The sequence below is a fragment of the Maridesulfovibrio sp. genome, assembly GCF_963666665.1.
Lineage (GTDB): Bacteria > Desulfobacterota > Desulfovibrionia > Desulfovibrionales > Desulfovibrionaceae > Maridesulfovibrio.
The window spans coordinates 1,562,126-1,588,347 of sequence record NZ_OY762999.1 but is presented as its reverse complement, the minus strand read 5'-3'; the positions used below and the strand labels follow the sequence as shown (position 1 = coordinate 1,588,347).

Annotated in this window: 23 protein-coding genes; 8 read left to right on the top strand and 15 right to left on the bottom strand. The window is 47.1% G+C overall.

Annotation, left to right across the window (positions count from 1 at the left end):
* Nucleotides 1-2: 2 nt before the first annotated feature.
* The 6 genes from ACKU40_RS07245 to ACKU40_RS07220 are packed head-to-tail and all read right to left on the bottom strand — an operon-like array spanning nucleotide 3 to nucleotide 4,739.
* Nucleotides 3-578, bottom strand: a complete 576-nt coding sequence (locus ACKU40_RS07245) for an RnfABCDGE type electron transport complex subunit A (RefSeq protein WP_320175845.1) — start codon at nucleotides 576-578, stop codon at nucleotides 3-5.
* A 12-nt stretch (nucleotides 579-590) separates the two neighbouring features.
* On the bottom strand, nucleotides 591-1,256 hold the full coding sequence (locus tag ACKU40_RS07240; RefSeq protein WP_320175844.1) for an electron transport complex subunit E: 666 nt from the start codon (nucleotides 1,254-1,256) through the stop codon (nucleotides 591-593).
* 1 nt (nucleotide 1,257) lies between these two features.
* Entirely contained in the window at nucleotides 1,258-1,845 is a 588-nt protein-coding gene (gene rnfG, locus ACKU40_RS07235; protein ID WP_320175843.1) for an RnfABCDGE type electron transport complex subunit G, read from the bottom strand.
* Nucleotides 1,842-2,822 carry an RnfABCDGE type electron transport complex subunit D gene (locus ACKU40_RS07230; RefSeq protein WP_320175842.1) on the bottom strand — a complete coding sequence of 327 codons (981 nt, stop codon included), beginning with the start codon at nucleotides 2,820-2,822 and terminating at the stop codon, nucleotides 1,842-1,844. Before ACKU40_RS07230 ends, rnfG begins: the two co-directional genes overlap by 4 nt.
* Complete coding sequence (locus ACKU40_RS07225) at nucleotides 2,819-3,979, bottom strand: 4Fe-4S dicluster domain-containing protein (protein WP_320175841.1); 1,161 nt, start codon at nucleotides 3,977-3,979, stop codon at nucleotides 2,819-2,821. The genes ACKU40_RS07230 and ACKU40_RS07225 overlap by 4 nt, the downstream gene beginning before the upstream one ends.
* Before the next feature lie 13 nt (nucleotides 3,980-3,992).
* Nucleotides 3,993-4,739 carry a cytochrome c3 family protein gene (locus ACKU40_RS07220; RefSeq protein WP_320175840.1) on the bottom strand — a complete coding sequence of 249 codons (747 nt, stop codon included), beginning with the start codon at nucleotides 4,737-4,739 and terminating at the stop codon, nucleotides 3,993-3,995.
* A gap of 334 nt (nucleotides 4,740-5,073) precedes the next feature.
* On the opposite strand from ACKU40_RS07220, the gene ACKU40_RS07215 reads away from it, so the two are divergent.
* The 3 genes from ACKU40_RS07215 (at nucleotide 5,074) to ACKU40_RS07205 (ending at nucleotide 8,559) form a co-directional block, all read left to right on the top strand.
* Nucleotides 5,074-6,585: an alkaline phosphatase gene (locus ACKU40_RS07215; protein WP_320175839.1), complete on the top strand. Its 1,512-nt coding sequence runs from the start codon at nucleotides 5,074-5,076 to the stop codon at nucleotides 6,583-6,585.
* A gap of 88 nt (nucleotides 6,586-6,673) precedes the next feature.
* Nucleotides 6,674-7,801, top strand: a complete 1,128-nt coding sequence (locus ACKU40_RS07210) for a YibE/F family protein (RefSeq protein WP_320175838.1) — start codon at nucleotides 6,674-6,676, stop codon at nucleotides 7,799-7,801.
* An 80-nt stretch (nucleotides 7,802-7,881) separates the two neighbouring features.
* Entirely contained in the window at nucleotides 7,882-8,559 is a 678-nt protein-coding gene (locus ACKU40_RS07205; protein WP_320175837.1) for an HAD family acid phosphatase, read from the top strand.
* A gap of 87 nt (nucleotides 8,560-8,646) precedes the next feature.
* Here the strand turns inward: ACKU40_RS07205 and ACKU40_RS07200 are convergent, their stop codons facing one another.
* The 3 genes from ACKU40_RS07200 to ACKU40_RS07190 all read right to left on the bottom strand — a co-directional run bounded on the left by ACKU40_RS07200 (nucleotide 8,647) and on the right by ACKU40_RS07190 (nucleotide 10,761).
* Nucleotides 8,647-9,558 (bottom strand): NAD(P)/FAD-dependent oxidoreductase, encoded by a 912-nt coding sequence (locus ACKU40_RS07200; RefSeq protein ID WP_320175836.1) that lies wholly within the window; start codon nucleotides 9,556-9,558, stop codon nucleotides 8,647-8,649.
* A 110-nt stretch (nucleotides 9,559-9,668) separates the two neighbouring features.
* Complete coding sequence (locus ACKU40_RS07195; RefSeq protein ID WP_320175835.1) at nucleotides 9,669-10,430, bottom strand: HD domain-containing protein; 762 nt, start codon at nucleotides 10,428-10,430, stop codon at nucleotides 9,669-9,671.
* 4 nt (nucleotides 10,431-10,434) lie between these two features.
* Nucleotides 10,435-10,761 (bottom strand): SHOCT domain-containing protein, encoded by a 327-nt coding sequence (locus tag ACKU40_RS07190; protein WP_320175834.1) that lies wholly within the window; start codon nucleotides 10,759-10,761, stop codon nucleotides 10,435-10,437.
* 158 nt (nucleotides 10,762-10,919) lie between these two features.
* Here ACKU40_RS07190 and ACKU40_RS07185 point away from each other — a divergent pair, with 158 nt between their 5' ends.
* The 3 genes from ACKU40_RS07185 (at nucleotide 10,920) to ACKU40_RS07175 (ending at nucleotide 12,826) form a co-directional block, all read left to right on the top strand.
* Entirely contained in the window at nucleotides 10,920-11,330 is a 411-nt protein-coding gene (locus ACKU40_RS07185) for a response regulator (protein WP_320175833.1), read from the top strand.
* 97 nt (nucleotides 11,331-11,427) lie between these two features.
* A complete protein-coding gene (locus tag ACKU40_RS07180) occupies nucleotides 11,428-12,366 on the top strand; it encodes a TIM44-like domain-containing protein (protein ID WP_320175832.1) in 939 nt (312 codons plus the stop codon).
* Between the two features lie 157 nt (nucleotides 12,367-12,523).
* Nucleotides 12,524-12,826 (top strand): Hpt domain-containing protein, encoded by a 303-nt coding sequence (locus ACKU40_RS07175; RefSeq protein WP_320175831.1) that lies wholly within the window; start codon nucleotides 12,524-12,526, stop codon nucleotides 12,824-12,826.
* Between the two features lie 9 nt (nucleotides 12,827-12,835).
* Here ACKU40_RS07175 and ACKU40_RS07170 read toward each other — a convergent pair whose 3' ends face one another.
* A complete protein-coding gene (locus ACKU40_RS07170) occupies nucleotides 12,836-13,978 on the bottom strand; it encodes an HD-GYP domain-containing protein (protein ID WP_320175830.1) in 1,143 nt (380 codons plus the stop codon).
* Between the two features lie 411 nt (nucleotides 13,979-14,389).
* Here ACKU40_RS07170 and ACKU40_RS07165 point away from each other — a divergent pair, with 411 nt between their 5' ends.
* Together ACKU40_RS07165 and ACKU40_RS07160 are read left to right on the top strand one after the other, a co-directional pair.
* Nucleotides 14,390-15,322 carry a MerR family transcriptional regulator gene (locus ACKU40_RS07165; RefSeq protein ID WP_320175829.1) on the top strand — a complete coding sequence of 311 codons (933 nt, stop codon included), beginning with the start codon at nucleotides 14,390-14,392 and terminating at the stop codon, nucleotides 15,320-15,322.
* A gap of 98 nt (nucleotides 15,323-15,420) precedes the next feature.
* A complete protein-coding gene (locus ACKU40_RS07160) occupies nucleotides 15,421-15,849 on the top strand; it encodes a hypothetical protein (RefSeq protein ID WP_320176366.1) in 429 nt (142 codons plus the stop codon).
* Between the two features lie 39 nt (nucleotides 15,850-15,888).
* Here the strand turns inward: ACKU40_RS07160 and ACKU40_RS07155 are convergent, their stop codons facing one another.
* The 5 genes from ACKU40_RS07155 to ACKU40_RS07135 all read right to left on the bottom strand — a co-directional run bounded on the left by ACKU40_RS07155 (nucleotide 15,889) and on the right by ACKU40_RS07135 (nucleotide 26,205).
* Nucleotides 15,889-16,299, bottom strand: a complete 411-nt coding sequence (locus tag ACKU40_RS07155) for a PqqD family protein (protein ID WP_320175828.1) — start codon at nucleotides 16,297-16,299, stop codon at nucleotides 15,889-15,891.
* Nucleotides 16,286-17,179, bottom strand: coding sequence for a hypothetical protein (locus tag ACKU40_RS07150; RefSeq protein ID WP_320175827.1), 894 nt, complete (start codon nucleotides 17,177-17,179; stop codon nucleotides 16,286-16,288). The genes ACKU40_RS07155 and ACKU40_RS07150 overlap by 14 nt, the downstream gene beginning before the upstream one ends.
* 173 nt (nucleotides 17,180-17,352) lie before the next feature.
* Entirely contained in the window at nucleotides 17,353-19,314 is a 1,962-nt protein-coding gene (locus ACKU40_RS07145) for a peptide transporter (protein ID WP_320175826.1), read from the bottom strand.
* Between the two features lie 31 nt (nucleotides 19,315-19,345).
* Complete coding sequence (locus ACKU40_RS07140) at nucleotides 19,346-21,319, bottom strand: DUF6785 family protein (protein WP_320175825.1); 1,974 nt, start codon at nucleotides 21,317-21,319, stop codon at nucleotides 19,346-19,348.
* Nucleotides 21,320-21,336: 17 nt separating this feature from the next.
* Nucleotides 21,337-26,205 carry an FtsX-like permease family protein gene (locus ACKU40_RS07135; RefSeq protein ID WP_320175824.1) on the bottom strand — a complete coding sequence of 1,623 codons (4,869 nt, stop codon included), beginning with the start codon at nucleotides 26,203-26,205 and terminating at the stop codon, nucleotides 21,337-21,339.
* Between the last annotated feature and the right edge of the window lie 17 nt (nucleotides 26,206-26,222).

Genomic DNA, 26,222 nt, shown 5'->3' with positions numbered 1-26,222 from the left:
AATTAAATCATCCCCTTAAAGGCAAAAAAAGCAAGAGACATCAAGCCTGCCATAACCAGCGCAATGGGAGTGCCTTTCATGGATTTGGGTGTCCTTGAAACTTCAATTTTTTCCCGAATGGCGGAAAGCACAATCAAAGCCAGCATGAAACCAAGTCCGGATGCGAAGGAAAAAGCCACGGTTTTGATGAAAGTGAATTCTTCCCGCTGGCAGATGATGGCAATACCCATCACCGCGCAGTTGGTGGTAATGAGCGGCAGGAAGATACCGAGCGATTTGTAGAGTGGGGGTACTGCTTTTTTCAGGAACATCTCTACAAACTGAACAAGTGAGGCGATGACAAGGATGAAGGTAAGGGTCTGGAGATATTCCAAACCAAGCGGATCGAGCAGGTATTCCTGCACCGTCCATGTAATGGCTGCCGCCATGGTGGCAACAAAGACCACAGCGCCGCCCATGCCCATGGCTACGGAAATTTTCTTGGAAGTTCCGATGAACGGGCAGTTGCCCAGGTATTGCGCAAGGACAATGTTGTTGACGAATATGGCCGAGATAAAGAGCAGGAAATATTCTTTCATGGCTGGCTCCTTTTATCGGCTGCAAATACCGCAGGTTTTGCAGTCATGGCCGGGATTATCCAGTACGGCCTGTCCTTTTCGTCTGGCCTGCCAACTGGTGAAGATGTTCATGGCAGAGAGCAATAGTCCAAGGCAGACAAAGGCTCCCGGGGCCTCAATCATGAATGAAAACGGTTTGTAGCTGTCAGGCATAATCTGATTGCCGAAAATGGTGCCGTAGCCGAGAAGCTCACGAAGTCCGCCAAGCAGGGTCAGGGAAATAGTGAAACCGATACCCATGCCTAGACCGTCCGCAGCGGAGAGCAGGATCGGGTTCTTGGAGGCAAATGCTTCAGCCCGGCCTAGAATGATACAGTTTACAACGATAAGTGGGACGAAGATGCCCAGTTGCTGGTAGAGTGGATAGGCAAATGCCTGCATGAGCAATTCCACCGAGACAACAAGCGACGCTGCGATAACGATGAAGCAGGCGATACGCACCTTGGGCGGAATTATTTTGCGGAAGATGGAAACAAGGATGTTGGACATGGTCAGTACGAAGATAACCGCCATGCCCATACCGAAACCGTTATCCGCTGTTTTGGTAACAGCCAGCACCGGGCAGAGGCCGAGCACGACTTTGAACGGCGGCAGGTCTTTCCAGAGTCCTTTTGAAAATTCTTTCCATAATCTGCTCATCTTATGACCCCTTTGACCAAGCTTGAGTAATCTGTGGTTTGATCTTCTGGAAAATGGAAACAGCCTGTTTTACCGCTTCAACGGATGCGGTTGAAGAAATGGTCGCTCCGGAAATTCCTTCGATATTTCCGCCTTTGGAAGTAAGTTCAACAGCTGTTGTGTGGTCCTTGAACTGGCTGGTGAATCCGTGTCCGGCTACTCTTGATCCGACACCGGGGGTTTCTTTCATGGTAGTGATGCCGATACCTGAAAGGTTATTATCCGTCAGGTTGAATCCGACCATGACTCCTACGTCTCCTCCATAACCTTTGGCAAAAGTCTCAAGGGCAACACCGAGAAGCTGTCCGCCTTTTATGGCAGGGAAAACAGTAACCTCGTTTTCCAGTCCCGGAGCATTGAATTTCTTACGGTCCTTTACCGGGGAATTGTCATATCCGTTAAGTACTTCACTGATTGCAGGTCCCTGCACATAGGTCAGCACCTGTTCTTCAATGCGGCTTTCAGTGGCTTCCTTCAAAGTCGCGAGGGTCACGCTGAACATCCCGCAGATGAGAGTCAGCACTGCGATCATTTTTATGCCATCTTTCATGACCGCCTCCGCAGATGGATGTTGGTGACGCCGCCGAACGGTCCGGGCTTGAGCTTATCAACCAGTGGAGTCATCAGATTGGCCAGTAAAATGGCAAAGGGTACGCCATCGGGGTAAATACCGTAGACCCGGATGATGACGACCAGTGATCCTCCGATGAATCCGTAGATGAGCATGGGAATATGTCCGGCGGGTGAAGACGGTCCGTCTGTTGCCAGAAAGAATGCCCCGAAAAGAGTTGAGCCGCAGAGTAGATGGTATTCCGGTGAAGCGTATTCAAGAGGCTCAATGAAAAAATAAATTGCTGCGGTCATTGCGACTCCGGTCATGAAGGCCAGCGGAATGTCCGGCCTTACAATTCTGCGGGCCAGCAGATAAATACCGCCCAGCATGACGGCCCCGGCTTGAGCTGCCCCGGTGCCTCCAAGCTGGAAGCCAAGCAGTAGAGATTTGAGCGAATATTCATCCAGCGTTTCCGGGCCGAAGTTTTTCAACTGGCTCAATGGATAGGTCAGTTCCGAAGCCAGCATGGTCATGTCAAAATCCATAAGCTCCGGCCATGAAACTGTCAGCACAGCCCAGCCTACCAGCGGCACGCAAAGCGGATTGCTGCCAAGCCCTCCGAAAATCATGCGGCCTATGAAAACAGAGATGAAGCTGCCTACTGTCACCAGCCACCACGGAGCTGCCGGGGGAACCAGAAAACCAAACAGCAGCCCGTAGAGCAGGGCTGTGTAGTTATCAGCTTCAACTTCCCGTTTCATGACATACAGGCAGAGGCTTTCGGCGATAACTGCCGTGAAGCAGGAAAGGGCCAATACCCGGACAGCCAGCATCTGATAATGCCAGACAGCAAAGGCTGCAGCTGGAAGCAAAGCGAGGATTGTTTCCAATGCATCCAGCTTGAATGTCCTTCCGCAATGGGCATGGGGAGGGAAGGAGACTGTCAGTACGGGGGTCCCGTTTAATGGCTTCATTGCTGCTCCCTCAAGTCTTCAATTATCGGCTTGGCCGCCAGTTCTTTTTTAGCCAGACGGATGTATTGCAGCATGGGCCTTTGGGCCCTGCACCAGTATCCGCAAAGTCCGCATTCAATGCAGGAGGCAATGTTGTATGTCTGCGTATTCTCATAAAGACCGAATTCCGAGTGGCGGGAAATCATATTCGGTTCCAATCGGGCCGGACAGTGGATAACGCATTCTCCGCAACCCACACAGGGATTGTCTTTTACTGTGGGCTCCTTGAGAGCTTTGAGTATGGTTATGGCCTGTGTACCCGGGGATACTCCGTGCTTCAAACTGTATACGGCTTCTCCGGTTAATGGGCCTCCCAATATGACCCTGTCATGTTCAGCGGGTCTGAAATCGGCAAGTTTGAGCAGGGTTCCTACAGGGGTTCCTACCGGAGTAAGGAAAGAAGTCGATCCAATTTTAACTATAACTAAGGTTACAGGCTGGCGTCCGTGGATGGTTCTGCCGATGCGGTAAAGAGTTGCTGCATCAATAACGCATACTTCGGAAGGCATTTCTTTTCCGGTTATGGCTTTGGTAAGCAGTTCAGGCAGGCTGTTGGGGTAAACCGGATCAATTTCATATCCGGTGCAGCCGGGAATAGTCCAATCCATTCCGGTAGGGCAGGCTAACGCACAGGCCTTGGGGGTAATTGCTTTCTTGAGGTAATTAAGCCCGATAACCATGATGTCTGTGAATTCTTCAATCAGATAACGGTGTCCGTCCATTCCGACTTCATGTGGTATGGCGTTGATTATCAGGGTGGAGTCTTTTTTCAGTCCGCGGACATTGATTCCGTTTTCCCGCAGGGCGTTGAGCATCTCCCGGGTTCCTGTTCCGGGAAAGTCAACAGGCTCGGCAACGCGGGCGCCTTCTTCTCTTATAGTAATGAAGTCTTTTTTTACGTCAGTTACTGTACCGGAGATGGAACTGTGTATTGTCGGCTTAATGCTTGCCTTGTCGGCTGCAACAGGCTGGGCTTTTGCCACTTTTTCATTTTTTTGCACAAGTGGTTCAAGTCCGGTGATTTCAATACATATTTCAAACGGGCCTCCAAGGTCCTGCTCCCATGTATTGACTATGGGGCCGCGTTCGGATGGAGCGAGTGAAAATAGAGGATTCATGTCCAGTCTTCCTTTATTTTAAATGACACTTAGAGCAGTCACTGTCTTTGTAAGGGCCGCGTTGCAGTTTCTTATGGCAATCCATGCATTGGTCATGGAAAGCATTGGTCCGGTTGAGCACGAGATCCTTGTCATTTTCCTGATGACATTGGTCGCAGGAGGTGAAATCTCCTGAATAGTCATTCATGTCCTGCATCTTATGGCATGGAGTGCAGCCTTTTAAGCCCGCCTCGAACATTTCGTCATGGCAGTCTATGCAGCGTTCATGGGCTGCATTGCGTACACTGGGAATTTCTGCTGTTCCGGCGTTGGTGTGGCAGTTGCCGCACTTTTGGGGTTCTTTTTCTATATCAGTATTATGGTGGCAGGCCAGACAGTCTTCATCCGCATATTCTTCATGGGCGGCATGATCAAAGTTAAGCTTGCCGAGTTCCGCATGATGGCACTGTACGCAATAGCTGGTGTCCGGGAATGAACGGATATGTTCACGCACATAATCCCTATCAAAGGATTCCGGGTGGCAAGAGCCGCAGGGAAGCGGTTCATCGTCCTTTGTCTTACGCTCGTGGTGACAATTATCACAAGGTATTTCATAATCCCGGTGATGTCGGATGTGGTTGAAAATTACTTTACCTCCGCTGTTCTTAAATAGAACGCGGACTGGTATTTTTTCTTTCTTCTCAGGCGATACATAACCGGCAACAGCCAGCCCGAAGAGAACAATAAGTATAATAGAGATGGGGATAAATTTACTACGCACCGGGTAATCCTTGATTTGTTAAACAATATTAACTGTCTATTGTATACTTAAGTTGGATGGAATTGTCTAGCTTTAAAATTTGTACGTGTTAAGTGATTCGTATTGTCATTAATTTGTACTGTAGCATATGTATCAATAGAAAATAAGCTTTTGGTTAATTAATGATGTTAAAAAATAATTCAGCTCTTTCCCTTGCATGCAGACAACCTTATGATGTGGTTTTCCTAAAATACTTCTACCTGTGACAGAAAGGACACATTCGACTGATAAGACTCTCTGGTGAAATGGGTACGTGAGTCCTATTTTAAAATAAATCAATTATCAGGAGAAAGTGATGAGATTTTCCAACAAACTCAGAGTATTGATGGCCCTTATGGTCTGCGCCGCGTTTATGGCTGCAGCCCCTGCATACGCAAAAGACAAAAAGGTTCGCGTATACAAAGGCAAACCTGCCAAGTACGTCTTCCTTTTCATTGGTGATGGTATGGGGCTGCCCCAAAAGGGGGCTACCGAGGCTTTCACCGGTGAACAGCTTATTATGAACTCCTTCCCCGCGCAGGGAATGACCACCACTTTTGCTGCTGACAGGTTCATTACCGGTTCTGCAGCTTCCGCTACCTCCATTGCCAGCGGCCAGAAAACCAACATCGGTATGCTCGGCATGGCTCCCAATCAGAAGCATGTTAAATCTATCGCAGAGATGGCTAAAGCTGATGGTAAGAAAGTCGGTATTGTTTCCAGCGTATCAATTGACCATGCTACCCCGGCTGCTTTTTACGCTCATGTCCCCACTCGCGGACAGTACTATGACATTGATGTTGCTCTTTCTGAAAGTGATTTTGACTTCTTCGGCGGTGGCGGTCTGAAAGACGTTACCAACAAGAAGAAAAATTCCAAAAACTACAAAGGTAACGCTCTCGAACTGATCAAGAACGCCGGCTACAACGTAGTTACCGATAAAGATGAATTTATGGCTCTCAAGCCTGCTGACGGTAAAGTCATCTCCTGGAATGCATGGCTTCAGGATTCCAAGGCTCTGCCTTATGCCATGGATATGCGTCCTCAGGATATCACCCTTCCTGAATTTACTGCCAAGGCAATTGAAATGCTCGACAACTCCAAAGGATTTTTCCTTATGGTTGAAGGCGGTAAGATTGACTGGGCCTGTCATGCAAACGATGCCGCAGCTTTTATTCAGAATACCATTGCTTTTGACAATTCCATTGCCAAGGCTGTTGAGTTTGCTAAAAAGCATCCCGAGGAAACTCTCATTGTTGTAACCGGAGACCATGAGTGCGGTGGTCTGACTCTCGGCTTCGCAGGAACTAAATACGGTTCTTACTATGATGCTCTCAAGCCCCAGACCATTTCTTTCCAGCAGTTTTCTGATCAGGTGGTTAAACTGTGGAAAGAAGAACACAAAGGTAATGCCAGTTTTGAAGATTTTCAGCCTACCATTACTCATTTTTTCGGTCTTGAGTTTGAAGGTGACGCCAAGAAGAATCCTCTTGTTGTAAAGGATTACCAGCTTGCCATGCTCAAGGAAGCTTATGGTCGCACCATGAATGACGAAAAGATCAAAGATCCCGAGCTTTACAATCTTTATGGTGAATACGATCCTCTGACCGTGACCATTACCCATGTTCTGAATAACAACGCCGGCCTCGGTTGGACATCCTACAAGCACACCGGTGTTCCCGTTGCCACTTCCGCAATGGGCGTAGGTTCTTCTTCCTTCAACGGTTATTACGATAACATTGATATCGCATACAAAATTATGGCTGTTATGGGCATGACTCCTAAAGTTCATGCCGCCATCAACAACGCTGAGTTTGCTGCCAACTAGCAGATTTATCGTACTTTAGCTGTTTCGGGCGGAGTGTCTTTCGGCACTCCGCCTTTAGCATATCTGATAAATTTCAACCCCTGAGAATATGTCCGCATTATTAAAAAACAGAGAGTTCATTCTTGTTGCTGTCTTCGCATTGTTTACAGCAATTCTTTATTTTATCCCCACTGAATTTGAGCATCGGGTAGCGGAAAATGCCGAGCGCTGTCGTGCGGAAGTTGTTTCCGTCGATAATTTGGATATTGATCAGTTCGGCATGGTTAAAACCGGGCCGCAAATTGTGACGATGAAGATTCTCGAAGGGCGGTTTCAGGGACAGGTGTTCACTGGAACCAACGAGCTTCTGGGTCAGATGGATAAGGATAAATTTTTTGTCCCCGGTGATGAAGCCCTTGCTGTTGTTACTTATGATGTGCAGGGAAACCCGATGTATGCAGTGCCTCAGGATCATTATCGCATTGATCTTGAGCTGACCATGCTGTTGCTATTTTCCTTTCTGCTGCTTGTATTTGGTGGCTGGACCGGAGCCAAGGCTTTGTTCTCCTTCATGTTCACGGCATTGGTGCTTTGGAAGCTTCTTGTTCCGGCTCTTCTGGAAGGTGTCGATCCGGTCTGGATTACTCTAGGGGTAGTCGCAGGACTCTGCGCGGTGATTATATTTATGGTTGCAGGATTGAACCGCAAGGGAGTTGTCGCTTTTCTTGGGTCATTTCTCGGGGTTTTCACCAGTTGTCTGCTGGCAATATATTTTACCGGTAAGTTGCATTTACACGGTGCGGTAATGCCATTTGCGGAAACTCTTCTTTATTCCGGCTTCGGACATCTTGATTTAACCCGTATTTACATTGCTGCTGTTTTTCTGGCTTGTTCCGGGGCGGTTATGGACCTTGCCATGGATGTTGCTGCCAGTATGGATGAAGTCGTCCGAGCTAATCCTGAAATCAGTCCTATGCAGGCCCTTGCTTCGGGAATCAGGGTTGGCAGGGCAGTTGTGGGAACCATGACGACCACTTTGCTGCTGGCCTATTCCGGCGGATTTATAACACTGCTTATGGCGTTTATGGCTCAGGGAGTCCCGCTGATCAATACCTTCAACTTTGTTTATGTTTCTGCTGAAATTTTAAAGACTCTGGTGGGCAGTTTCGGGCTGGTGACAGTTGCACCGTTTACTGCCGTTGCCGGGGCATTTATTTTTATAAGGAAAAACAAATAGTTCAACATGACGTACTTGTCGGCAGTGACTTCCTTGTGCTAATTTCCCTTAAACCGGATATTTTGCTGGAGGGAAAGAATTTGAAGTTGCGGTTGATTTGTTGTTTCTTAGTGCTGGTATGCGTCAGTGGGTGTGTTGCTTCGAAAAAGACTATCGCCAAGGCTCCTACGGAAATGGTGTCCCTGCCTGATGTCCGGGAACGGATAATTGCTTACCACGACAGTGGAAAGTACAGGGAAGACATTTCACATAAGGCGGAGGCTATAGCAGATGTAGCGGTTAAGGCTATTCAGGGGCAGGTCAAGTATCCTGCTGTAGTGATGGTGGTGGAGGATGTCTTGTTATCCACCTATGAAGCGCGCAGGAAGCAGGGCTTTTCAGACAACGCTGCTGCGGTCAGTGATCTGGAATCACATATTATTTTGAGCACGCTTCCAGCTGTGAGACCTTCCATTGTTCTGTTTGAATTTTTGCTGCAACGAAATATTCCAGTTTTTCTGGTGTCATACAGGGCTGAAGGGTTTCGTGTCCCTCTTATGGAGAATCTGTCTAAAGCCGGATTTTCCGGGTGGCAAAAACTGTTTATGTTACCGCCCAATTATCCGGAAGGTTCAAATTATTGCGAGGAAGTACGCAAGGGACTTCAAGGAGCAGGTTACAATGTCATCGCCACGATAGGAGTTTTGCCTGAAGACATTGCAGGTGATTTTAAAGGGCATGCTGCGCTGTATCCCAACTATATTTACTCAGAACGCTAAAAGAAAACCGGGCTGCCCTGAAGGTCAGCCCGGTTTTTATTATCAGGTATTACAATCATCAAAAGCGCGTAGCGCATCAAATTTGAATTAAGCTTTGCGGACGTACTTGGCAGCGCTTAAACCTGCCACACATCCTTCACCGACGGCTTTTGCCATCTGGAGCGGCGGACCGCAGATATCTCCGGCAGCGAAAATGCCGGGGACATTGGTGCGCATCTGCTTGTCGGTTTCAATGAATTTCATGGATTCATCAAGCTGGATACCAAGCTCTGCGGCGAGGGACATGACTCCCTTTGCACCCAGTTCTATGAATACGCCGGTTACATCGAGTTTGCTGCCGTCCTTGAGAACAAGGCCGTCAACACCGCTTTTCCCGGTGATTTCTTGAACTTCAGCACCTTCGTGAATAATGATATTCACGGCTTTGAGTTTTTCCATAAGTTCCGGGGCGAAGTTAAATTCCTTTGAAACAAGATGAACCTTGGAAGCAAGATGGGAGAGGTGGAGTGCTCCGCCGGCAGCGGCACTTTCGCCGCCGACAATAGCCACTTCTTCTCCGCGGAAAAAGTTTCCGTCGCATTCCACACAATAGCTCACGCCCTTTCCGAAAAGATCCTTTTCTCCGGGAACTCCTAGTTTGTTGCGGGTGGTTCCGGTGCAGATAATTATTGCTTTGGTCTTGAATTCTTTTGTCTCGGTGGTCACAGTAAATCCGCCACCGCTGAGGTCCATCAAGTCCGGGGTTTTGATCTTCAATACATCTTCATTGAAGAATACTGCACCGAAACTTTCGGCCTGCTGTTGTCCTGTTCTAAGGATCTGCTCACCGGAAATTTCCAGTGTGCAGCAGAAGTTTTCGATGTGTGCCCACCAGAGGCTGCTCTTGTCGTTTTTACCAAGGATGAGTACTTTGAGTCCCTTTCTTGCTGAATGGATGGCAGCCTGCAGTCCCGCAGGGCCTGCTCCCAGAATGATAATATCGTAATTGGTTTCGGTCATATTCTAGCTGTCCATGGTAAGGTGTTGTGTTTTCTAAAGTCTACTTGAAAAAGTAAGTTTGAATTTACGAATGACAAGAGATCTTGAATTTCATTATTCCATAAAATCGATCAAGAGTTAAGCTGTTCTATTATCGGATTGCGAAGTGCATGTATTTGATCTGTATCAGGAAGCTGGCTCATGAGTGTTTCAACGTAGCCACGTTTGATCATTTCCTTGCGCGACCATTCAAAATTCAAGTCATAAGCCCAGCTGAGCAGGAGCAGTCGGAAATCATTCAAGCATTTCATCGCTTGATAGGCACCTTGCCGACCTTCTTTTACAGATTGAAGGATAGCCGGAGTTATTTCTTCCGGTTTTTCTTTCAGTCCCATAAGCGGAACTTCATTTCCGGGAAGAACTCCGGTCAGATGCGGAATCAGCACCTTAATTATGTCGATCTTGTCTGAGTCACGGACGATTTCAGTACAAATTCTAAGTTCGTCGGAAAGGAAAGAGGGGAGTGCGTTGCGGTTATGCAGGGCAATGGCGCCGAGGATCGTATTGCGCTGTTTTCTTGGCAGTTCGTTCAAAAGGGCATATTTTAGAACGGTTCTGGCACCCAGAGTCCCGTGGTTACAGGACTCTGAATCTTTAAATGTTCCGTATGCCTTATATTGTGGAAATCTTCCTGTGTCGTGGTAGAGGGCTGCTATCTGGGCTGTTTCAGTCCGTTCCGCAGGAAGTGAAAGTGATTCACAGATATTCCGGCTATTTTCGAAAACATCAAATGAATGGTCTATCTTCAGCTGAATGTCAGGCCGTTCCCTGTCGGTTGCATTTTGCAGGTATGGACTGACAAATCGGCTGAAAATTTCTTTTAAATGAGTCATCTGTCTACAGCATGATTCTTTTTTTCTTGAACTTATAGTCGATTTCGGAAATCTTTCCTGACTTCAGATCTTCTTCAAGCTGAGCCAATTCTTTTTCACGCATTTCGGCTGCTTCGCGATCAAGGTCCGGGTCTCTGAACTTTCCGTTGGGACCGAAAAGAACACGCAGGAAAAGTAAAATTACACCAAGTATTGCGGCTACAAAGAGCATTTTAGTAACGGAAGCCCAGAAGTCTCCGTAGCCCGGGCCGAAGGGCCAGTGGTCCCAGTGAGGATTGGCTTCGTATTTTCCTGATATAAATGAAAATATGGATGATATTGTTTCGATCATGAACAGTTCCTGTTAAATTTTTGGTGAATAATTACCTCTCATTTCAACTCAGTGCAACATAAACCGTAATTGATCATTTTGTGTATATAATTGCATATATAATCCCGGTGTGTTCTAATGTAATGCTCTTGAAGTCTATAATTGGATGAGGAGACGATATGAGGATTTTGATTGTTGAAGATGAGCTTGCGAGCAGGAAATTTCTCACGCATGTGATGACAAGCTACGGGCAATGTGACTCTGCTGTGGATGGAGCCGAGGCGATACAGGTTTTTACAGATGCTTTGGAGTCCGGGGATCGTTATGATTTGATCTGCCTTGATATCATGATGCCTGAAATGGATGGACAGGAAGCACTGAAAGAAATCCGTGAGATAGAAAAGGAACACGGCATCCCTCATCATCTCGAAACCAAGGTTATGATGACCAGTGCTCTAGGGGATCCTTCTAATGTGATTGAAGCTTATTATAAGGGTGGGGCTTCAATTTATCTGACTAAACCGTTGGATGTGGAAAAGATCCGTGAGGCAATGGTTGAGCTCGGCTTTCTGAAAAAAAGTATTGAATAGGTCCGATATTGCTGGACAGGTAGCGTTAGCGTAATTATCTAAAGGACTGCGGCTTCGGTCGCGGTCTTTTTTTTAACTTAAGTAAATGAGGTATTAGATGAAACTACTCGGGTATTTGGTTCTTCCTCTTACCGTTGTCTGCCTGCTGGCTTTTATGGCCGGTGATGCCGACGCGAAAAGAATGGGCGGGGGAAAATCCTTCGGCAGCAAGCCATCTTTTTCAAAAACTTACAACAAACCGACATCAACAGCTACTTCCCAGAAGCAGGCAAGCGGTACTAACAATCAGCAGGGCGGCTTTGCTCGTCCCGGTATGGGACTCCTTGGTGGTCTGCTGGCCGGAACTTTTCTCGGCTCCTTGTTCGGTGGATTCGGTGGAATGGGGGGCGGTTTCTTCAATCTCCTGATCATCGGCCTGCTTGTTTATCTTGGATTTAAATTTTTCAAGTCCCGCAGTCGTGGGACTGATGATATGTATAGGCAGGGGAATTATCAGCGTGGTCCGGACTACTCCCAGTCTAACCACAACAATGCCAATGCCGACCCTTATGCTCGCAGGGAGCATGCAGCTCAGAATGCGTGGGATCATCTCTCTTCCAAGCCTTCTTCGCAGCAGGCTTCCGGTTCAGCGGCACCGCAGAGCGGACCTGTTGTAAATATTCCTGCCGGTTTTGATGAAGAGGAGTTCCTTGAAGGAGCAAAGGCGGTTTACACCCGTCTCCAGAAGTCATGGGATAACCGTGATATGGCGGACATTGAGCAGTTTGCAACCGCTGGTGTGGTGAATGAGATCAAGCAGCAGGCCAAGGAAGATCCCGGCCAGTCCCAGACTGATGTTTTGATGGTTAATGCAAGATTGCTGGAAGTTAAGGAAGAGGGTGGCGTTACCAATGTCACAGTCTACTATGATGTTCTTCTGCGCGAAGATCCTTCCCAGTCTCAGCCTTCGCAGGTGCGTGAAGTCTGGCATTTTGTAAAACCTGTCGGTTCTGATGGAATGTGGAAACTGGATGGCATCCAGCAGCTTGAAGAATAACAGCCGTAAATAATCATTCGTTTTTGTGAATTAGTTTTTGCCTGCGGCAGATCTAGTTGATAATAGTAAGGGTAACGCTATAAAAGCGGTACCCTTTTTTATTTGGATCGCTTTATGAAACGTTTGCCGTGGAACTATGTATACCGGTAGGGATTGTATGGGGTTACAGATTGTTGAACGAATAGATAGGGATTTGCAGGGTCTTATTCCGGGATTTATGGAGATCACCCATAAAGAGATTGAGGCTTTAGAGCAAGCTCTGGTGGATGGGGATATGACAGTAGCTGCACGTATAGGTCACAACCTTAAAGGTTCGGCCTTGAATTATGGTTTTTTACTGCTTGGAGATATTGGCAGAAGAATAGAAAGCAATGCAGCTCAAAACCGGCAGGAAGAGGTTTTGGTCGAGCTGGATTTGTTAAAGGATTATGTGGACCGTGTCGAAGTTACTTTCGTGTAAGAGTGATAATTACCAGAGGAACCTGTCCAGCTCCAGCTTGAATGTCTTTGGGTGAATGCATTCGACAATTTCAAGATTATCACCGTTTGAGCCATTGGATCTTTTAGATAAGTCTATAAATTCAGGATGAATAGCTCTGAATCTGCTGCTGAAAACGACTTTAACTTGAGGTAGAAGCGGGGCTTTCGGAGTGTTGGTCACTACCACTCCATAGCGGCCGTCGGAAAGTTTTACAAAGCAGCCCACAGGATAAATACCCACACATTTTATGAAGCTTTCCAGATATCTGGGGTGGAATGCAGTATTGGTCATGGAATAGAGATGTTTGATTGCCGAGTTTGGAGTCATGGCTTCTCGATACGGGCGATCTGAAGTGAGTGCATCATATGAGTCGCAGATGGATATGATGCGTGCATACTGAGGGATGTCGTTGCCGGATAGACCTTGCGGGTATCCTGATCCATCATATTTTTCGTGATGTGCTCTTATGGAGTTGATTATGATCTGAGGTGAGTTTTGTCCGGCAAGGTACTCGCAACCTTTTAACGGATGAAATTTAATCTTTTGGAACTCATCCTTGGATAGTTTGCCCTTTTTGTTCATAAGATTTTTCGGCAGCCATAGCTGACCGATATTCATCAGCATTGCAGTTATTGAAAGTTCTTCGACCGCTTCCCGTGAAAGTCCGATATAACGGCCAAGTATGGCACTGAGTATCGCAGTGTTCAAACTGTGGGTGTATAGATATCTGTCCGCGCGGGCCAATACGGTAAGGCTGGCTGCAGCGCTATTGTTTCTGTCAATGGAATCAATCAGCGGGCTTACGCCTTTTTTGTATTCAGAAATTTCAAGAGTGCCTTCCCGTTCTACTGTTTCAAATATTTTTTGAATATAACTGAGGGCGTTGTTGTAGGCCTCGCGGGCAAAAAAAATCTCTTCGGAGTATGTTGTCTGGGGAAATGAGTTTATGACAGAACTTTTTTCAGAATCAATCAGGACTTCATTTATATTAAGCTGCAGGATGGCAGAAATATCTGCTTTCGAAGATATTGCATGGTTGGATAGTTCAGTTGGCAGGCTGGAATAGCCATTAGCAGAGCATACGACGAACATGCCTTCTTGAAGGTTTGTTGTTTTTATCTTTTCTAACATCTTGTAGCGCTTAGTTTTTTCGGGATAAATGTCCCCCGTTTCTCCTTAGTTTTAGTTACACCCGAAATATTAAGCAGGGCAAGAGAAAAGTGCGCATGCCACGCTACGTGGCTGTGGGATATTACTCCGTCACTTTACGCACTCTAATCTTTTTTCACTAAGGCGACTCAATTCGCATATTGTTTTTTGTTTAGATCCTATTTCCACATACCCTCCGTCGATGTTCTTCTCATCTAATTAATAAATTAATCATGAATTTGTATTTGTCCAGTCGTGCGTGTCGTTGGTTGTTCAGTTGAACAAAATGGATTTAATATTGAACATAGTATTGTTTAATTAAGTGTTGACTTGTGTTTGTTGGGGAGTTATTGTTTGTTTAATTTAAAAATAAACAACAAATGAGCAGTTGGTATGTCAAATCAGTACTTAAGTTTGAGAGAGGTCGGTAGGAGGCTTGGTATTCCTCCATCGACTGTGGTCTATTATAAGGATAAGTATTCGAAATTTATTCCTTCAATGGGTGGATTAGGGCGTAGGCAAAGGTATTCTGCAGAGGTAGTTGAAATTTTTAGGAGGATACGTGAAATGTATGGAATGAATTGGACAACTGAACAAATTGAAAATGAATTAAGTTTAAAGTTCGGTATATTAATAGAAAATATAAAAAGTGATCAACAATTGATCAGTGGGGCCGGTCTTGAGTCCAGTTCGGATATGGAGACCGTGATTAAAGGTTTGTCGTCAGTTCTTGGCAAGGTTTCTGACTTGCTGTCTAATCAGGCTTTATTTCAAGCTGAATTGCGTGATTTGCGTGAAGAGGTATCTGTGCTCAGGACAGAAAAGCGTAAGCTTTCCGCCGAAACAAATGAAAGAATTCTGGACATGGCTATGGAGATTGGTCGTTTGAAGCGTGATCGTGCTGAGTTGTTCAGACTGTTACGGACTGGAGATTCCGGTCCTGATGAATCTTCCTTTCCTTCTTCTGAGTATTTGGAGCGTCCTTTGGTTATCCGTAATTCTGAGGGCGAATATCTTGGCGTGGCAGGTAAAGGGCGTAAGCATTTCTCTTTGGAGGATTTTGTTAAACTTCTTGAGAATAGCATTAACTCGCATAGAAGTGTGGATCTCGAATGGCAAGAAAAGAGCGGACAGTGGATTCTTGTTATTGATGCCAGCGAAGGTCAGTCTTCACAGAAAAAGATTATGCTCGTAACTGAAGAAAATGTTACACCTAATAACAATACAGTCGTGCGCATTGATAGTATGGAAATTAACGGTAAAGCTGTTCCTGGAGCTCTTTTATTCAGTCTTTTTAAGCAGATAAGAGAAAGCTTTGATCGTTAAATTGGTGTGGTGTTTTTCTAGAAAAAGTCTTGATATGTTTGTTAAATGTAGTTATTAAATGAGTGTTATCAGTAGAGGAGTATTCTTAGGAGGATATGATGCCGCAGGTTGCAGCTAGAATCACGCATGATCATGAGCAGTGGCTTAAGAATTATTTCAAGACCAAGAGTGCGGGGGCCGAATTTATTTTGCCTTGGGCTGTGGATATGTTTTTTAAATCCATGCGCGCTGTTGCTCAGGAATTAAATGTCTCTGAACTTAAAACAGTTCTGGAAGCATATCAGGGAGTAAAAATTCTGCCCAACCAATGTAAGGGGGCTTATCTGTTTTTGCAGGTTGAAGAGGCTTGCGAAATAGAGAATGTGCATACCAATCATGGCGTAAGCTGGCCTAATCTTGAGGCTAAATTAAAGCGTCTCTCAGATGTGCATTCCACTGCATTAATGATTTGGGCTTCCGCCTATTGGGTAAGCAAAGTCTGGAATGGCGTAAGTTTTGAGGAATATATTAAACTGACCTGCAGTTAAAATTTTTTTGATCTAGATGATTTTTTTGTCCGGGCGGAACTATTTCGTTCCGGTGTGTTCGTTACTGAAAGCGACCAGCCCCCGTTTTCCCAAGTCTCTTAGAAATGAAGCTGTTGCAACTTCTGCTTCGCGGGGCAGAACCTGATATTTTTGCGCAAAACCAGATGCTATTTTGCGGACACTTGTTTTTCCGTCAATCATATCCCAGACCAAAGTTCCCATTTCATCAAGTTCCAATTTTTTAATGGGCGGGCTTCCGTCTTTCCACATTCCAAATCTTTTTGCCACGTCAGCGAAGAGCGGTTTCAGCCGCAATGGGTAGGAAAGCATTACCAATCCATTCTCCATGCGTGTTTCAGTTATTTCTTGATTCTTCAGGGGCTTGCAGGCCATGGCTTCGCCCCTGGTCATTTCCGGAATAACTTGTTTTTTCTTCCTAAATAATTTCATAATTCCTGAAAATATTTTTTGCCCTGTCTTCCGGGATATACTGACGTGATTTAACCATTACAGCCAGAATTCGATTGCTTTCCTGTGTGTAGCGGATTTCAATCTGGCCATATGGACGGCGTTTAGAGTTTAATTTGGCTAGAGCAAGTTTGGCGGTAGAAGGACTCTTTTCCTGACCGAACATACAGGTAGCGCCTTTGCCGTATTCAAGTTCAGCTATGGAAAGCCCCAAAGTTTTTATGTCTTCCTTGAAGAGCTCTCTGGAAAAATCACCCAGAGTGCAGTCTTTGAGGATTACATCGGCAGGACTGAAACGGAAAAGTTCTACTGTTTCTGTCTGGTCTGTAAGAGTTATATTGAATCTGCCGGGCTTGAACTCAAAGGAATCGAGATCCATTGATCCGGGTAGAGCGGCTTTCATATCATAGATCTGCCAGATTCTTTCAGCGTCTGAATCGTGGAATTTGAGGCTGCTGAATAATTTCACTGCAGCATCGTCGATCTGATCGTCGCATTTGCCGATGAATTGAACCAGCATGACTTTGGCTGCATTTTTACAGTAAAACATAACCCCGCGTCCTGTAGCGAGGTCAGACTGCCAGTAGAAGCCGGTAGTATCGTATTTTTTAAGCGGGCCTTTCCATGAAGATGGCATGACCGTGGATTCAATTTTGAGTCCGGATGCTGATTCAATCTTTTTGGCAAGCTGCCTGAAATATGTTTTTTCCTTATATGTCCTGCCGGCATCGTACCAGCGTAGTTCAATACAAGGATATTCTCCATTGTCGAGTTGCAGGAATTTCTTATCAATTCCGCTGACCTCGAAGTTGGACGGGATCTCAAAGCTGATGCCATCCCAAGCTATATTCTTAAAATCCATTATCTGTTCCTTATGGAAAACTTTCCGTCTGACTGTCTGGAAAGCCGAAAATCATATTAGTGCAAATACAATGCGGATAATCAAGCCGAAGCAAGGTTAACTAAAACATTTTCCAATCATCCGCAAAGTTTAATTCTTTATCAGAATTGTTCTAAACAAATGGGCTGATTTGATTAGTAAGCCATTTTTCCCAGTGATTTCAGGATAAGAGTGCAACCCATGGCAAACATACCTGTCAAACCCATGCCGCATGAGAAACCAGCCAGCAGGACCGGGGCATACTGACGCCACATGGTTCCGTATTTTTTCTGGAAGAAATAACGTCCGATCAATGCTCCGGCAACTTCAAGAATAAATCCGTGGGGTGTACTTTGACCAAGTCCCCTGACAACACCATATACCAGCAGGACGGGTAATCCCAGTGAATTCAGTATGGCGTAAAGAACAAGTCCCAGGCTTATCCCGCCCATGACTACCGGGCCGCTCAGGGCCTGGAAGAATAAGGAGTTGCCTTCAAGTGTCGAGGTCTGCATGAGCAAAGTGTTCAGGGCCTGCAGATGCCAGAGTTCCTGCGCATAAGGGTAGTTTGCGGACGGAATGGGTGCAAGTTGCCAAATGAATTGCGAGAAGAGCAGGCTGGCAATCATGACAACCGGGAAAACGACAAGCTCAGCCTTGATGATGCCCCGGATGGATGTTCCGGTCAGTTCGATTTCACGGAAATGGACAGTAGCCTCACCATAGTTATGGATCGGTATCGGAGCGTACCAGATTTCAATGCCCTGATAACCGAAAAATTTTGCTCCGGCGATGAAGCTTGCCTCACGGACCAGCGGCAGACTGACAAACTGTCCTGCAATACCTTCCATGCGTGCGGTAATGTACGAAATCACCGGAGTGTAGATAAAGCCGTAGAGCAGGAAGAAAATCCACGGGAAATTGGGTACCAGCAGTAAACTCATGCCCACGTAGGCAAGAGTAGAGAATACGTAGATGGCGATGGAAACCCAGAAGTTGATGTCCCCGCGTCCTTCCGGCGGCTCGAAAAGTTTACTCCACGATTCGCGGTGCTTGGCATGTTCTCCACGGAATGATTTGACTACGTACCAGATACCGATCAGACCGATAGCCAGACCGAGGCCGATGGAAAAACTCATGTAAAAGTCGAAGTTGTTTGCAAAGACCGTTTCAACTGTCTCCATGCCCGGATGCCAGCGGTGCAGGATGCCATGTTCATAAAGAACCGGGTTGGCGACAAAGGTAATGATGATACCGATAAGCCCGCCGATGACAGCCCAGAAAGGCAGGACCATGCCGATGAAAAACAGGCCGAGGTCAAACTGTATACCGGTTGCAACAGCTGGAAGTATCTTTTCCGTATAGGGCGTAAGCTCCACCCACGGGATAGGAATAATCCTGATCGGTTCGGTGAATAATAATCCTGAAACAGCTGGCAGGAGTACGTAAATAGTACCGAATGCCAGTCCGATGACTCCGCCCACAGAGAAGACACGCCATTTCCAGCTGGCCTTTTTTTCTTCGGTGGATTCAGCCAAGGCCATAGTACCCAGAGCACCGACAGGAGCCATGGGAAAGGGCAGTTTTTCTACATCTGAAGTGATGCGGTAAAGGGCGTATCCAAGTCCGAAATGGTCAATTCGTTGTACAATCTGTGCACCTACCAGCAACAAAATCGGTATCAGCCAGTCGCGGTGGAAGAAGGTGCGCTCAATGAGAGACTCGGATCCCGGTTGCGGGGCAATCCACGTCGGGATGAATTCGGTCAGCCCCAGCATACGTGCTGCGTCCGACTGTACTAAGTATTGCTGCCATAGCAGACCTGAGAATGGCGAGGCCAATGCGGCTCCGGCCATGTAGTAGAGCAGGAATATTTCCTGTTGTTTCAGTTCCGTATAGGAACGTTTTGCAATTTCAGCGAAAAGGATGATGGTTACCCAGCGGGCAGCAGGGCCGATACCCTGACCGATGACCAACTGCAGGTACATACTTCCCGGCATCATCAGGAAGCCGATGAAGATGGCACCGACAATGGTTTTCCAGTCAAAGCCCTCTTCAAAATGGGTCGGGGTTTTTAATAGATCCCGATATTCTTGTAGTTCTTTATCATTATGCATGTGTATGTCTCATTATGCTTGTTAACTGGATTTAGCCGGGTAGTACCTGATAACTTTGTCCTGCGTAGAGTCCGTAAAGCGCCCATGCTCCGCCCATGAGGAAATCGCCCATAATCAGGCCGAAGAAGAGGTAACGGACCCGCTTGAACAATCCTACTCCGCCATAGCGGAGAGTCAGCTGGTTGCAGATCCATCCGAGGAAAAAGCTGAACCAGAGAATTCTCATGGCTGAGCTGTAGGCGGTCAGGTATCCGATGGGATGCAGCGGCCACCACGGTAGCCTGTTGTAAGCCAGTATCAGCACAAACATAACCAGTGCGCCAACAGTGGCGAAGGTGGTTACCCAGTGTGAAGTTGCTGCTGGTTCCTGAATTATGCGGACTACGTTATCGTAGACGTTCATGGATGTGCGGGTTGCCCAGTCCAGTTGCAATTCACGGATGCCGTATTTGTAGCAGACCATAAGCATAGCCCCGAAAGATACGATTACACCCAGCAGAAGGATGATGGTTATGCCGAGCAGGAAAAGTCGTTTATTCTTGATCCATTCATTGATCTTTGAGCCGTGCACCAGTGAGGGCATAAGCGATTCCCTGAGGTCAACGAAAAGAATCTTCTGGCACATGGCAGTGATGGCAATTCCTACTGAGCCGAAGAATTTGGAACCGAAAATTGTGGTTACACAGTCAATTGGTGCGGCGGTCAGGGTAAAGTAGGCAATACCTCCTTGGCAGATTGCCTTGGATGCTACCAGCGTGAAGACGAAGAATGCCAACAGGACAACTACGGCCACCAGCAGGGGGATACCGAAATATACGCACCATGCAGTGAGTAGAAAACCTGAAACAGCAAGGCCCCAGAAAGAGAAGCGAAGAGACATCCATTCTGCTTCGCCGCGAGTGGAATCTGCTCCGAAAGCTTCCTTGATGACCTGTTTGAGGTGCTGGCGGGCCAGCCAGATGATAAAGCAGAAAAATGCAAGGTAAGCCCCGATCATCTGGGTTTCTTCCGGGTGTGTCAGGGTCGGGCCGAAGGTTACACCCAACGCGGAGGCAGGGATGTTCAAACCTGATGCACTGAGGATTCCATAAAATAATCCGCCAAGCAGGAAAAAGAACCAGAAGCTGAAAGATATCTGCCTTGAAGCTAGAAAGGCAAAGCCCACGAATGCTGGATAGAAGTAAATTTTCAGTTTTTGGAACCCTGAAAACAGCCCGGTTTTGGCAAAATATTTACCGGCTAGAATTAGTGTCGGTACTTCCGGCACAGAAGGAATGTAGAAATGCAACCCGTTGATCAGATGCAGACAAATGCAGAAGATAAGGCCGATCAGGAAAAATTTGTTGCTGAGGAAAGAGCCGTACAGTCCCTGATCCATTGCTTCTTCCATGAATCTGGGCAGCTGCAGGAGCGGGAAGTTCAAGCGCTCGTTTTCCACCCATTGCCTGCTGAAAATGTTGGTCAGGCAGAGCATCATGAAATAGCAAAGCAGAATGAAAGCCCCCCACCACATGAGCGGAGTAATCCACGATCCCCAAGGTATGGAATTGAAAATCTCAAGGTTGTCCATGAATGGGCCGCCCTTGATGCCGTTATATAACTGTTCTACTGCCTTGGGATCGGTGGGGTGAAGTGATTCCGGCAGCAGGGGCTGTAGCACTTCCTTCCATCTGTTGCCCAGGGTGGCAAAGTGGAACGGAGCGGTCAGGTTGATAAAAAATGTTCGGGCCAGACCGGTGTAGGAAATACCGGAAACAATGACCATAAGGATCCACATGGTCATCAGGTCCAGACCGGTCAGCAGCGGATGTGAACGCAAGACCTTACGATGCAGTGCGCAGATTGCGGTCAGCCATGCAAGTATGAAGAACGGTGCCAGCGGGAAATGTCCACCGGCCAGCGGGGTTGCGTTTAAGTAGGTGTTGTTAAAAGGTGTAAAAGCGCAAATGAGCAGCCCGAAGAGAGTGCCCAGCAGAATCGCTCTTTTCCTTATTTTACCGTGCATCTGAGGAATCCTTATATTTAGAGGTCTGCAAGCTTTTTACTAGTATTAAGTCCGGTAAAACCGAAGGCCATCATTTCCGGTACCTTCTCGCGGAAGCTCTTCTGTTTTTCCGGGTCGAGTGAACGCCAGATTAAGAATTGTTTTCGGATGGCATTTATGAAGTCTTTGTTCAGCCGTTTCCATGCTCCTATTTCACCTGATTCGCGGGTGATGAACAGGACAGCTTCAAGGAATTGCGGATGTGCGTTGGATGGTCTGAAACGGAGTTCGACCATCTGTTTTACACCGAAATCAAATGGAGCAAGCCAGACCCGCACATTGAAGCGGAAACAGGTTATGTGATCCGGGCACCCTTCCAGCAAGTCGCAGACTGATTCCGGCAAATGCTCCTGACTGAAGTTTACTTCAATTTCAGAAGTGGAGAACAAGCCATGTGAAACCTCGGTGTGCGATTCAAGGTATTCAAGCAGAAAGCCGCCTGCATCCTGCTGCTCGGCATGTTTGAGCAGGAAGGGCAGAGGCGCTTCGATGGTGTTGGTATCGGTGTCCGGCATTTTCCATGAACGGTTTACGTCCGGAATGGCAATGTTCGCCGCTACCTTTGAAGGGTAAATGACCGAAATGAGGGTTACGGCAATGACCAGCAGCATTGCGGCTACTCCTGCCATAGATGAATAGTTTGCGGTCATGCCTGCCCATAGCGGTGTTCCAGCCAGCAGGCCTGAAGCTGTCTGGGCGATCAGGTAACCGACAACGACACTGATTACTGCAAAGGCGATGGCCTCGGCAATAAACAGGAATGAAACATGGGTTGGAGCCATTCCGATGGAAGTGTAGACCGCAATTTCCTTTTTGCGTTCATAAACACTGGTTATCATTGTGTTAAGAACGATCAAAGCGGAAATGACCAATGGGATCATTATGTTGCCCATGCCCGAATAATTCATAGTGTCGGAAGCCTGACAAATGTACGTACCACCCTTATCACAGGCGAATATGGGCAGTCCGTAGCGGTCTGTCATGTTATCTACTGTTTCCGTTGAGAATTCTCCGGATACGGGTGCGATTGCCACTGCCTTGAGGTGTCCGCCCATTGCCATGAGGGTCTCATAAGGAATAATGGCGGTAACTTCGCCGGGGATGTGGGTATAACGACCTTGAAAAGTATCAATATCCTCACCGGACTCAATGGCTTCAGCTTCAACTTCGCTAAGCTCCTGCGCTGCAGCTGAAGGGAAGATGACAGGAGTCATGGGCTCACCGTCAAGGTCGGTGTGCTCGCTGAATTTTTTGCCGTCGAATATTCCTGTTAATACAAACTTGCTGCCCCACACATCTACGATGTCTCCGGCGGATGCTCCGAGACGGGAAGCTATCTTTTGCGAAAGCAGAATCTGGTTTGTCTTGTTTGGGGCAAGCCAGTCGCCTTCTACAAGAATGCTGTCGATGCCACTAACAAGCGGTTCTTTTGATCCAAGACCGACAAGACCTTTTACTTCTTCCTGTTTGCCTTTGAAGCTTACAGGAGTAATCGCAGATGTTGTTTTGTCTTTCAGTTCCATCCATCCGCGTGGAACCACAATGCCGTTTTCATCGAAGTCGTTGCTGACAATGCCCAGTGTTTCCCGGGGAAGGTCGTGCCAGCCGAGGTTTTTCAAGAGCAGGCCGTGGTAAGGCATGTTTTCGCTGAATTTCACGTAAGTGTGCTGACGCAGTGATTTTACCGCAGTAAAGCTCATGATGGTGAAAGTCAGGATAGTAAGGGTCAGGCAGGTCAGAAAAGTCCTGAGTTTTCTGCGGCGCAGGTTGCTGACCCCGATGACAAATGCGGAAGTGAAAGCCTTCCATTTGCTGATTTCAGAGGTCTGAGTTTTGTGTGCACGCTGTTGGAGCAGGATCATTTCCTTCTCAAAGCGGAAGAAAATGATCAGCGAAACCATGACTGAGAGGCCGAGAATAAAAAAGGCCAGAATTACAACCATGGGGCTGTAGGTCAGCTGAAATGCAGGGTGCACTGAGTAGATAACAGCAATAACCGCTAAAAGGATTACCAGAAAGCCCACAATTCTTTTGTGGATATCCGCGAATGAAAAGAGCAGCCTTTCCATGCAGTATGCAAAGGGAATGAACAGGGCGATGTAAAAGAGAACGCCTACCAGCACGTCCTTCTGGGTCTGGTCCACATCGAGATAGACCTTGGAGGCCAGTGCCCAAGCGCTGCGGGCATTGGTCATGAAGTCATCGTAACGGCGTTCTTTCCATGCAGTTTCCGCATCAGCGAGAGCAGTTGTACCTTTTTGCTCCAGAGTCCTGATCTGCTGGTTTACAATACCGTGTGATTCAAGGTTATTAATACGCGGCTCAAGCAGGGTCCACATATCTTTTGCTGCACGATAGTCGGTAGCCGGGATAATGGGCCATTCCTTGAGGTTGTATCCTTTACCTGCCGGATCAGTCGGTTTGGATTTGATAAGGATCATTTTCCGGTTCAGAACCGTATCGGAAAGAGTCATTTTCAACGGTACATCCGGCTCAAGAAAGACACTGGCAATGGTCGATGATCGGGTGTCGATGCGGCTGTACCAGTAATGCATTGGCGATGCATCACGTGTTCCGTCCAGTACTTCAACCTTGGTCATGTAGCGGAAAGTACGCGGAGTCAACAGGTCGAAGAGGGTCGTCTGGCGGCAGCCGAACATGACCAGCTTGGTCTCCATGTCCAGCCTGCGCATTTTCAGCCTGTAGGCATTCTTGCCTGTCTGCTCTTTATCAATGGCCCAGACAATTCTGCCGTCATCGTTGTATTTGTAGCCTTCAATGATAAGTTTGGACTGAACCAGCTTATTGGAGGCAACACCTTTGTAGTTGAAATCACCTTCGGAATCGGACAGGGCATAAAATCTGGTTTTGCCCTGAAAAGCCATGAAAACTGCTCCGGGAGCAGGTTGGTCAGCAAAAAGTTCGCCCTGACGGATAAAACGGGCCTTGCCGTTGACCATGGCGTAACCTTTGCGCGGCAGCTTTCCGGTTAAGGATCCTTCGCTGTCTGAAATCTTGCGAATCAGGCCTTCAGTCAATTCGGCCTGTTTTTCAATGTTGTCCCAATTTACATTTTCAATGGTATCAAACGGGGTTCCCCAGTATTCGCGTCCGTCGTTTACTGTGGCAAAAGTAAAACCGAGTTTGCCGGACATGGTGGCTACTTCACTGCTGAATTGCGGTTGGTCGAGCAACCATGTCTGCCAGGGGCGGGTGCGGTCAGGCCGCAGTGTGTCTTTATACATCCCGTCTGTGCCGGTCAGTTTTTCCACTTCCGGTACAGCGTCTTCAAGGATGTCATTAATGCGTGAAAATGTACGTGAAAGGTTGATGCTCGGACGAAGTTCATAGAACCAGCCTTCGCTGAAGGCTCCGACTCCCTCGCCATGGCTGGAAAGATGGAGTGACACCGCGCAGACCATTTCTTTTGTTCGCACGATCTTGCGTAGTTCCCGGGCACTTTTAATTGCACTGAGCTGTTGTGTGATGTCCTGTTTGGTTTTGAGTACTTTCTCTCTCACTTGAGGAAAAAGATCTTTTACAGCTGCCATTTCTTCGGATGGCAGGGTGGAGTAATCTGTTTTCCATGAGATGCGGCGCAGGAGTTTCTTTTTTTCATCCAGCTTGGCGATGGTGTCCTGATCAGCATTTTCCTGCAGTCTGAGCTGCATGAGCTTTTTACTGATAATGTCCACTTCATCCTTAATCTGGTTTTTCAGGGTTTCGTAGAGCAAAGAGAACAGTTGTGGATTCTTGACGGCAAGTTCTGTAGCCAGCGGATTATCAAGCTCAAGTCCGTCAAGGATCTTAGACGCATCATTCTTCTTGTTGCGCAGCTCCACCTTAATTTTTTTGAGTGTCTTGCTCTTGCCGGAAACCGCAGAAGCATATTCCCTTATTCCGCGCAGGGACTGGCCATGACCGGTTGTTGCCAGAAGAAGCACTGAGCGTTTCGGCGGATTAGCGGCCATTTTTTTGCCGATTTCAAGAAGTGATGCAATGGAAAGGGCTTCGTCCGCTCCCGGTGAATTCCCCATGACATAGGCAGAGCTGTCGAAAAAAGCTTCAATTACAATGAGCTCCTCATTCATCTCAGGGTCACTGCCTTGAATCATGCAGTAGACGTTTTCCGCTTCAATCCGCTCCCATTTGCTGTGTGATTTCAGCTCTCCTGATTCGGCAATAAGTTTATTTCCAATTCCAGCATCAAAGCCCAGTTCATTGTGTGCATCTTCTGCACTCATGTAGAAACGGGGAAAATCCAGAGGTGAAAGTTCGAGCTTTTCTTCGAAAAATCCTTTTAAGGTTGGACCTCTGTCAACATAGATAAGTGCCGAAGCTCCGAGACTGGCCGCGTTGAGCCAGTTCTTGCCGGAGTCCATGTCCATAAGTACAATGGCATCTTTGACAGGAAGTCCGTTGAAATCGTCGAGTCTGCCTTTACCCACATAAATGACCGGCCCGCTGAGCCCGTCAACAGGTGTTGCGGGCGGTGAGATAGCATTGAACTTAGCTGGCTTGATTTTAATCTGCTTTCCATTGTCGATACTGAAAACAGTCTCTTCAGCGGTCATGCTCGGAGCAAGGAATAGGTGTTTTCCGGTTTTAAAATCACCCAGTTCCTCAAACTTCATTTCAATATAGTCTGCAGCTCTTCGTGCTCCCAGAGAACCGAAAGAACGGTCGCCGAAAGATGCAAGCTCTGTGATGGTCTGCTGGATGGATTCTGCTGAACTGTATGCCGTCCCGGGCAGCCCTGCACAAAGCATAAGTAGTGCGGACAGCAGGAATATTGCAATTCTGCTGCGCTGGCGCGGAAATATATTTTCAGATGACAGTAAGGACATTAACGGTTGCCTCCGGT